The organism is Streptococcus sp. (assembly GCF_019414905.1).
In the GTDB taxonomy this organism is placed as follows: domain Bacteria; phylum Bacillota; class Bacilli; order Lactobacillales; family Streptococcaceae; genus Streptococcus.
Map to the genome: position 1 here is coordinate 1 of NZ_DXLC01000306.1, position 2,828 is coordinate 2,828.

At 35.5% G+C, this 2,828-nt stretch carries 2 protein-coding genes and 1 pseudogene; 1 reads left to right on the forward strand and 2 read right to left on the reverse strand.

The features are described from left to right. Positions 1 to 62: 62 nt before the first annotated feature. Positions 63 to 1,589 (reverse strand): annotated as a pseudogene (locus QZ359_RS09525) (IS1182 family transposase). Here QZ359_RS09525 and QZ359_RS09200 point away from each other — a divergent pair. Next, positions 1,550 to 1,780: a hypothetical protein gene (locus QZ359_RS09200; protein ID WP_293965923.1), complete on the forward strand. Its 231-nt coding sequence runs from the start codon at positions 1,550 to 1,552 to the stop codon at positions 1,778 to 1,780. The pseudogene QZ359_RS09525 and the gene QZ359_RS09200 overlap by 40 nt on opposite strands. A 10-nt stretch (positions 1,781 to 1,790) precedes the next feature. Here the strand turns inward: QZ359_RS09200 and QZ359_RS09205 are convergent. Beyond that, positions 1,791 to 2,828, reverse strand: a 1,038-nt coding sequence (locus QZ359_RS09205) for an AraC family transcriptional regulator (RefSeq protein ID WP_293965924.1), incomplete at its 5' end; no start/stop codon positions are given.

The following is a 2,828-nucleotide window of genomic DNA, read 5'->3' on the forward strand; positions in this document are numbered from 1 at the left end:
GAGACAAAATAGTTCTCGACTACAAAAAAGCTAGAGATTTCCAATTGTGGAACTCTAGCTTTTTAATTTTGAGTAGTTCTCTTATTGTATTTTAGGAGATTATTGGCAATAAGTACCAATCCCATGTCAATTCTCACTTGACGCTTCCCTCTCAGATTACATCTCTTGTAACCCAAACAAGCCTTTATCTGCCCAAAGACAGGTTCCACATCAATCTTGCGTTGAGCGAAAATCTGTCTACCTTCAGGAGATAAAAGCGCCTGACATTCTTTAGCTTTCAAGTTTTGATAGCGTTCGTTCATATACAGCCCCTTTTGAGGGGCTGATTTAGGTTCATCAGCGTAGTAAACCTTGATTTCCTGTTGAAAGTCCGTCTGTGTTTTTTGATGTTTGGTATGGTGAAAACGATAGCACCAGCCATCAGGATGTGTGTAGCTATCCTCCTTGTCATTATAGTGCCAATTCCCTAAGTTTCTAGCTGACTGTTTATACCCTCTCTTCTGTTCCTTATCAAACATGGCATATTTAATCAGATGGTTTACCTGCTTTTCATCTAAACGAAGGAGGTTCTCTTCACTTCCATATCCAGCATCTGCGACAACTGTCTTCAAGTCATGCGGATAGGTTTCAAGGAAGGGGAGAAGAGTTTTGGTGTCTGTCGGATTTGAAAAGATATCATAGTGAAGAACAAATTGGTTTTCCGTAGCGATTTGAAGATTATAAGCATCCTTGAGTTGGCCATTTTTCATATGGTCTTCTTTCATGCGCATAAAAGTGGCATCTGGATCGGTTTTGGAAAAACTGTTACGCCCTTCAAATGTTTCCTGATAGTTCTCATATTTTTCAGAACGTACTGAAAAATCATCCTTGACTTTACGCAAGACTTTCTTGAGTTTACGACGCTGGGTTTTACGTTCATCCTTTCCTTTAACAGCTGTCTCCTCAATGTCCTGGTTCAATTTTTTCAGTTCTTCTTCAAGGACTTGAGCGAATGCAAGCAACTGCTCTGAGGAGATAGGCTCTTGTGTATCTAGTTCGATAGCTTGATGGATAAGAGGAGTAATTTCTTCTTGAAAATAGACCTGTATCTGTTATTGAAGCTTGGCGGAGAATTTCTCTGTCGCTTTCTTCCACACGAAACTATACTTGTTGGCATTAGCTTCAATCTTAGCCCCGTCAATAAACAGACAATCTAAAGTCACTAATTCTTCCATTTTTAAACGAAGATTGAGGTCGATGAAAAGATTACGAATGAGTTCTTCCATCCCTTCAGCGACTCGAAAACGATTGATGGTGCGATAGCTGACAACTAACTGTCCTGTTAGGTATTGCATAGCGAGATTCTCAATCATCATTTTTTCAATTTTTCGACCAGAGAAAATCCCTTGTGAATAGGCAAATAGAAGAGCAGATACAAGCATTTTAGGGTGATAAGACGGGCGACCAAAGGCATGATAGAAGGCGTGGAAATGACAATCCTCCAAGGTATTTACCACTTTTTCAATAGTAAAGACGAGATGGTCTTGTGGCAAGAAAGAACTGATTTCTAGTGGTAAAGTTGTTTGATTTGTGTTATAGTGAATATGCATGGGATAGCCTTTCTAAATGGTTTATTAAGCAATTCTATTTTACCAAGACTATCGTAACCATGCAAAAAAGCAACGGCAAATCCGTTGCTTTTTTTGGAGATAAGGGACTATTGTCCCAGACTTATCTTTGGAAAAACTGTAGAATTTCAAAAATTACTACAGACCTTGAATTTTACTTATCATTTCAATGATTTAGATTGCTTACATTTTGTTTTGATAAGTTTTACGGTAATCTCCAGGAGAAAGTCCAGTCCTTTGTTTAAAAATTTTAGTAAAGTAAGAATAATTATCATACCCTACTTGACAGGATACTTGTGATATCGAGATATTTGTTTGAGATAGGAGAGATTTAGCAGCATTAATGCGCTTATCCGTTATATATTTAACAAGAGTTTCTCCAGTTTCTTTTTTAAAAATTCTAGCTAAATGATCTGCACTGAGATAAACCATATCTGCTAATATAGAACGATTTATATCTTCATAGTAGTGATGATCTATGTATTCGACGATGCGTTGAATACTATTTTTCTGGTTTTCAATGTTTGTTGCAAATTTCTTAGCATGTGACCAGTAATAATCAAAGTAATCCTGAAATGATTCAATTGAATGAAAGCGTCGTTGGAATAAGAAATCATGAGTGCTATTTTGGAATAATTTATGTGCTGAAATTCCATTTTGATCTAGATATATTCCTATTTGTTGAGTCCAATCTAGTAAAATTTGTTGTAGCGTGAAAGTAGGGATTTGAGAATTATAGACGAGTGAATTAATTTTTTCTCTTAATTCATATTCGCTTAAGCTATCTAAAAACGCAATTGAAAGAGTTTCTGTTTTGAAAGAAGTTGGAAAACTATGTGGAACACATGTAATAGTATTCCAATAAGAAACATATTGTTCATTATAAGTGTAGAGTTCTTTGGTATGAAATAAAACATCGGATATTTTATGGCAACTCTTATATATAATGTTTGAGTATTTACTAAAGTTATTAGAAATTTGAGAATGAATCTCATATGCCAATTTGTCACTACGTTTGGATGAGTCTACTCTAAAGAGACAAACATATTGATCAACCTGGCTTTCCATTTTGAATAGACTTATCAGCTTATAAGAAGGTTGTGAAATTCTTTGAAGTTCTCTTTTTAGTTGAGAAGTCCATGATGGAGTTTCTGCTGAATAATCTTCTTCATTAAGATTAATTGTTAAAACTGCAAGGAAAAAATACTGGTGTTTTTTAAG